Annotated in this window: 6 protein-coding genes; all 6 read right to left on the bottom strand. The window is 72.4% G+C overall.

Annotated elements, in window-relative coordinates; translation table 11 throughout:
* The coding region (locus tag ABZ914_RS45215; RefSeq protein WP_500200857.1) for a substrate-binding domain-containing protein at positions 1–1,006 on the bottom strand (1,006 nt) is incomplete at its 3' end.
* Positions 1,007–1,056: 50 nt separating this feature from the next.
* On the bottom strand, positions 1,057–2,109 hold the full coding sequence (locus tag ABZ914_RS45210; RefSeq protein WP_387026184.1) for an ABC transporter permease: 1,053 nt from the start codon (positions 2,107–2,109) through the stop codon (positions 1,057–1,059).
* A complete protein-coding gene (locus tag ABZ914_RS45205) occupies positions 2,106–3,599 on the bottom strand; it encodes a sugar ABC transporter ATP-binding protein (RefSeq protein ID WP_500200856.1) in 1,494 nt (497 codons plus the stop codon). Before ABZ914_RS45205 ends, ABZ914_RS45210 begins: the two co-directional genes overlap by 4 nt.
* 12 nt (positions 3,600–3,611) lie before the next feature.
* Entirely contained in the window at positions 3,612–4,010 is a 399-nt protein-coding gene (gene rbsD, locus ABZ914_RS45200; protein ID WP_190868612.1) for a D-ribose pyranase, read from the bottom strand.
* Complete coding sequence (gene rbsK / locus ABZ914_RS45195; RefSeq protein ID WP_190868613.1) at positions 4,007–4,951, bottom strand: ribokinase; 945 nt, start codon at positions 4,949–4,951, stop codon at positions 4,007–4,009. Before rbsK ends, rbsD begins: the two co-directional genes overlap by 4 nt.
* 89 nt (positions 4,952–5,040) lie before the next feature.
* A partial coding sequence (locus tag ABZ914_RS45190) for an aldehyde dehydrogenase family protein (RefSeq protein ID WP_500200855.1) occupies positions 5,041–5,517 on the bottom strand: 477 nt, incomplete at its 5' end.

Raw genomic sequence — 5,517 nt, 5'->3', positions numbered from 1 at the left:
TGAGGGACGCCGGAACGTCGGCGGCGTCGCCGAGCCCGACCAGGTAGTCGGCGTACTCCTTGGCGTCGCCCTTCGTCACGAGCCTGCCCTGCAGCGTCTCGTCCGCCGCGGGCTTCTTCCCGTCCAGGATGTCGGCGGCGAGCGTCATGACCTTCTGGCCGAGCGCGAACGGTGACTCGGCGTTCGTCGCGTACATGTCGCCCGCCGCGACGGCGGCCAGCGCGTCGGAGATGCCGTCGTTGCCGACGAGCTTCACCTTCTTCGACAGGTTGCGGGCCTTCAGCGCCGACAGGACGCCCATGGCCATCTCGTCGTTCGCCGCGTACACGCCGTTGATGTCGGGCTTGGCCTGCAGCACGTTCGTCATCACGTTGAGCGCCTTGGCGCGGTCGAAGTCCGCGGCCTGCTTGGCGACGACCGTGATGCCCTTGTGCTGCGCGATCTCCTCGTTGAAGCCCTTGCTGCGGTCCTGCGCGACGTTCGTGCCGAGCAGGCCCTGGATCTCCACGACCTTGCCCTTCTCGCCGACGGCCTCGGCGAGCGCCTTGGCGGCGTTCCGCCCGGCCTGGACGGCGTCGTAGCCGACGAACGTGGCGAGCTTGCCGCCGGACGGCTTGCGGTCGAACGCCATCACCGGGATGTTCGCGCCGTTCGCCTGCGTCACCGAGGACGTCGCGGACTGGGTGCTGACCGGGTCGATGATGAGGATGCCGGTCTGCTTGGAGACCGCCGTCGTCGCCTGGTTCAGCGCGGCGGCGTCGCTGTTGTTGGCGTTCTGCACGTTCAGCTTGATGCCGAGCTTGGCCGCCTGGGCCTGCGCGCCGTTCTTGACGCTGACGAAGAACGGGTTGTTCAGCGTGCTCATGATGATTGTCGCGTCCTTCTTGCCGGACGCCTTGCCGGAGTCGGCGCCGGCGTCGTCGCCGGCGCGGCTGCACCCGGTGAGGGCGAGCGCGGCGGCGGCGGTCACGGCGATCGCGGCGCGGGTGGTACGGGCCACGCGCATGGGAATCTCCTTTGCGGGGTGGGGTGGGGTGGGGTGGGGTGGGAAACCGGTCAGCGGGTCTTGGCGGCGGCGGTGCCGCCGCGATGTGGCGGGCCGCCGGGCGCGGTGCCGTCCGCGCGTTTCGGAAGGAGGGAGCGCAGCACGTCGATGTTGCGGTCCAGGAACACGGCCAGCAGGATGACCAGGCCCTTCACGACGTTCTGCAGGAACGGCGAGACGTCGAGGAGGTTCATCCCGTTGTCGATGACGCCGAGGACGAGCGCGCCCACGAGGGTGCCGAGCAGGGTGCCGCGCCCGCCGGCGAGGCTCGTCCCGCCGATGATGACGGCGGCGATCGCCTCCAGCTCCAGGCCGGTGCCGGCGGTCGGCTCGGCGGTCGAGAGCCGGGCGGTCAGGATGAACCCGGCGAGCGCCGCCAGCACCCCGCTGACCACGAACGCGAGGATCTTGACGCGGTCGGTGCGGACGCCGGACAGCCGCGCCGCCTCGGTGTTGTCGCCGGTGGCGTAGACGTGCCGGCCGAACCGGGTCCGGGCGAGCAGGTACCCGGCCGCCGCGAACACCACCAGCATGATGACCACGGGGACGGGCACGCCGGCGATCCGGTTCTGCCCGATGCCCTGGAAGTCGTAGTCGGTCACGGCGACGGGGTTGCCCTTGGTGAGCTGCAGGCTCAGACCCGACAGCACCGACATGGTGGCGAGCGTCGCGATGAACGACGGCATCCGCGTCTTGGTGACGAGCAGCCCGTTCACCAGCCCGATCGCGGCGCCGGCCGCGACGCCCGCGGCGACCCCGGCGACCAGGCCGTGGTCGCGGAGCGTCTGCGCGGTGACGACGGCGGTGAAGCCGAGCGCCGCGCCGACCGACAGGTCGATCTCCGCCAGGATGATCACGTAGGTCTGCCCGACCGCGAGCAGCGCCGCGACCGACGTCGCGAGCCCCACGTTCATCAGGTTGTTGTGCGTCAGGAAGACCGGGGAGGCGATGGTCAGGACGATCCCGACCAGCAGCAGCATCCAGACCGCGCGCAGCCGGCGTGCGGCGGCGGCCGCGGAGGAGAGCCGCGACCGGGACGCCGGGCTCGTGACTGAGAGGGTCATGGGGCACCTACCAGTGCGTGTTCGAGGATGTTCTGTTCGTTCACGTCGTCGCCCGCCAGCTCGGAGACGGGCCGCCCCTCCCGCATCACCAGGACGCGGTCGGACATGGCGACCAGCTCGGGCAGGTCGGAGCTGACCAGCACGACGGCGACGCCGTCCGCGGTGAGCCCGTTGATGATCCGGTAGATCTCGGTCTTGGCGCCGACGTCGACGCCGCGGGTCGGCTCGTCCATCAGCAGCACCCGGGGGCCGGTCATGACCCACTTGGCGAAGAGCGCCTTCTGCTGGTTGCCGCCCGACAGGGACGCGGCCGGGACCGACGGCGACGCGGTGCGGACCCGCAGGTCCGCCATCACCTTCCTGGTCGCGGCGCGCTCCCGGCCGCGCCGGACGACGTCGGCCGTGGTGAACCGGCCGAGCGACGGCAGCGACACGTTCGCCTCGACCGACTGCTGGAGGGCGAGGCCCTCACCGGACCGGTCCGGGGTGACGTAGGCGATGTTCGCGGCGATCGCCCGCCGCGGGTCGCGCGCCCTGACGGGCTCGCCGTCCACGGTCACGGTCCCGGAGGTCAGCGGGTGCAGGCCGAACAGGGCGCGCAGCAGCTCGCCGCGGCCGCAGCCGACCACGCCGCCGATGCCGAGCACCTCGCCCGCCCGGACGTCGAGGTCCACGTCGCGGAACGCCTCGCCGCCCGACGCGCCCCGGACCCGCAGGACGACCCGGTCCGTGGCGTTGCGCTCCTTCGGGTAGAAGTCGTCCACGGCGTCGCCGACCATCGCGGTGACGACCCGGGCGGGGGTGAGCGACCCGGTGGGCTCGTCCAGGGTGACGCGGCCGTCGCGCAGCACGACGATCCGGTCGGACAGCTCGAACACCTCGTCCAGCCGGTGGCTGATGTAGAGGATGGTGACGCCCGCCTCGCGCAGCCGCCGGACCTGCGCGAACAGCCGCTCCGACTCGCGCTCGTCCAGCGCCGCGGTCGGCTCGTCCAGGATCAGCAGCCGCGGCCGGTGCGTCATCGCCTTCGCGATCTCGACCATCTGCCGTTCGGCGACCCCCAGCTCGCCGACCGGGCGCCGGACGTCGATGTCCAGGCCGAGGTCCTTCAGCGCCGCCGCGGCCGCCTCCGCCATCCGGCGCCGCGACACGCTCAGCCGCCCGAACCGGCCCTCCCGGTCGAGGACGTGCATGTTCTCCGCGACGGACAGGTTCGGGAACAGGTTCTGCTGGAACTCCTGGTAGATGACCTCGATGCCGAGCGCCATCGCGGCCTGCGGGTCCTTCAGGACGGTGGTCTCCCCGTCGATGACGACCCGCCCGGCGTCGGGCTGGTGCGCGCCGGAGATCACCCGGGTGAGGGTGGACTTGCCGGCGCCGTTCTCGCCGCACAGCGCGACGACCTCGCCCGCCTCTACCGCGAGCCCGACGCCCCGCAGCACGTGGTTCTCCCCGAACGACTTGTGGACGTCGACCAGCTGCATCCGCATGTCGATCTCCCGTCAGTAGACGACGCCCGCGGTGAGCAGCACGTTCGCGTACGGGGTGAACTCCCCGGACCGCACCGCCGCCCGCGCGCCGCCGGTGGCCCGCTTGAACTCGGCGTGCGGGACGAACCGCACCGCCATGCCCGGGAAGCGCGCCTCGACCTCGGCGAGCATGTCCGGGCTGTGCTCCTTGACCTCCTCCGACATCAGCACGCCCTCCACGGCGACCTCCGCGAGGACGGTGTCCAGCAGGTCGAGGAAGCGCGGCAGGTTCTCCCGCACCGCCAGGTCGACCCGCTCCACCCCGGGCGGGATGGGCAGCCCGGCGTCGGTGACGGCGAGCAGGTCGGTGTGCCCGAGCTCGGAGATGACGCGGGCCAGCTGGCCGTTGAGGGTGCCGTTGTTGCGCCTCATCGGGCGGCTCCTTCCAGGGTGGTACCGGACATCAGCGCGTCCACCTCGTCCCGTCCGGGGAGGGACGGGCTCGCGCCGGGACGGGTCGTCGCCAGCGCGCCGGCGGCCATCCCGCGTTCGATGGCACGTTCCAGGTCGTCGCCGGCCGCGAGCGCCGCGCCCAGCGAGCCGGTGAACGCGTCCCCGGCCGCGGTCGTGTCGACGGCGGTGACCTCGTAGGCCGGGAAGTGGCGCGCGCCGGCGGCGGTGACGGAGACGGCGCCGCCCGCGCCCAGCGTGATCAGCGCGTGGCCGACGCCGCGGTCGAGGAACCACCGCCCGGCCCGCTCGGCGGACGCCGCGTCGGTCACCTCCACGCCGGTCAGCTCGGCCGCCTCGCTCTCGTTCGGCGTGACGAGGTCGATGTGCGGCCACGCGTCGTCCGGCAGCGGCTGCGCGGGGGCCGGGTCGAGGACGACCGTCAGCCCGGCCGCCCGGCCCGCCTTCGCGGCGTGGCAGGTCGTCGCGGCGGGGACCTCGAGCTGCAGCAGCAGCACGCCCGCCTTCCCGGCGGTCGCGGCGATGCTCGCGTCGACCATCGCCGGGTCGAGGTCCGCGTTCGCCAGGGGGGTGATGACGATGTCGTTCTCGCCGGACGCGTCCACCCGGATGTGCGCGACGCCCGTGCGGCCGTCGACGGTCCGGACCTCGTCCAGTTCGACGCCGTGCGAGCGCAGGCCGTCCAGGACGATCTCGCGGAACGGGTCCCGGCCGACGCATCCGGCGAGCCATGTCCGCGCCCCCGCGCGGGCGGCGGCGACCGCCTGGTTCGCCCCCTTCCCGCCGAGCACGAGGGTGAAGTCATCGCCGAGCACGGTCTCGCCGCGCCGCGGGAACCGTGCGCTGAACGCGGTCACGTCCGCGGTGATGCTGCCGACGACGAGAACACCGTGGGGTTTCATCGCGGTCCTCCTGTTCCGGCTGTTCGAGGCATGAGTGGGGAGAGGCCACGGCGGTTCCGCCGGGTCCTTGGCTGGTGTGCGGTCGTGGATCAGACCCCGACGGGGTGCCAGACGGTCTTCGTCTCCAGGAACGCGGTCATGCGCGCGGTTCCGGGGTCGTCTGTCCAGTCGGTGGTGGTGGGGCGGTGGACGCGTTTGAGGTTCTCGGCGGCCCTGTCTTCGAGGTCCCGGATGTCCTCGTGGGGGACGCCGGTGAGGTCGATGGCGTTGACGTCCATGTGGGAGGCGAGCCAGGGGGCGAGTTCGGTGCGGTGTCCGGTGAGGATGTTCACCACCCCGCCCGGCAGGTCGCTGGTGGCGAGGACTTCGGCGAGGGTGATCGCGGGGAGTGGTGCGGGTTCGGAGGCGATGACGATGGTGGTGTTGCCGGTGGCGATGGCGGGTGCGAGCACCGAGACCAGGCCGAGGAGGGGGTCGTCGGGGGCGATGACGGCGACGACGCCGGTGGGTTCGGGGGTGGAGAAGTTGAAGTACGGCCCGCTGACGGGGTTGGCGGCGCCGGTGAC

The sequence above is a fragment of the Spirillospora sp. NPDC046719 genome, assembly GCF_040645715.1.
In the GTDB taxonomy this organism is placed as follows: domain Bacteria; phylum Actinomycetota; class Actinomycetes; order Streptosporangiales; family Streptosporangiaceae; genus Spirillospora.
Note: the sequence above shows the minus strand (reverse complement) of the source record. Positions and strands in the feature narration are given on the sequence as shown.

Excerpts from the sequence above, each read along its gene's own strand:
- ABZ914_RS45210 (WP_387026184.1), bottom strand. The coding sequence starts at position 2,109 with ATGACCCTCTCAGTCACGAGCCCGGCGTCCCGGTCGCGGCTCTCCTCC.
- ABZ914_RS45205 (WP_500200856.1), bottom strand. The coding sequence starts at position 3,599 with ATGCGGATGCAGCTGGTCGACGTCCACAAGTCGTTCGGGGAGAACCAC.
- rbsD (WP_190868612.1), bottom strand. The coding sequence starts at position 4,010 with ATGAGGCGCAACAACGGCACCCTCAACGGCCAGCTGGCCCGCGTCATC.
- rbsK (WP_190868613.1), bottom strand. The coding sequence starts at position 4,951 with ATGAAACCCCACGGTGTTCTCGTCGTCGGCAGCATCACCGCGGACGTG.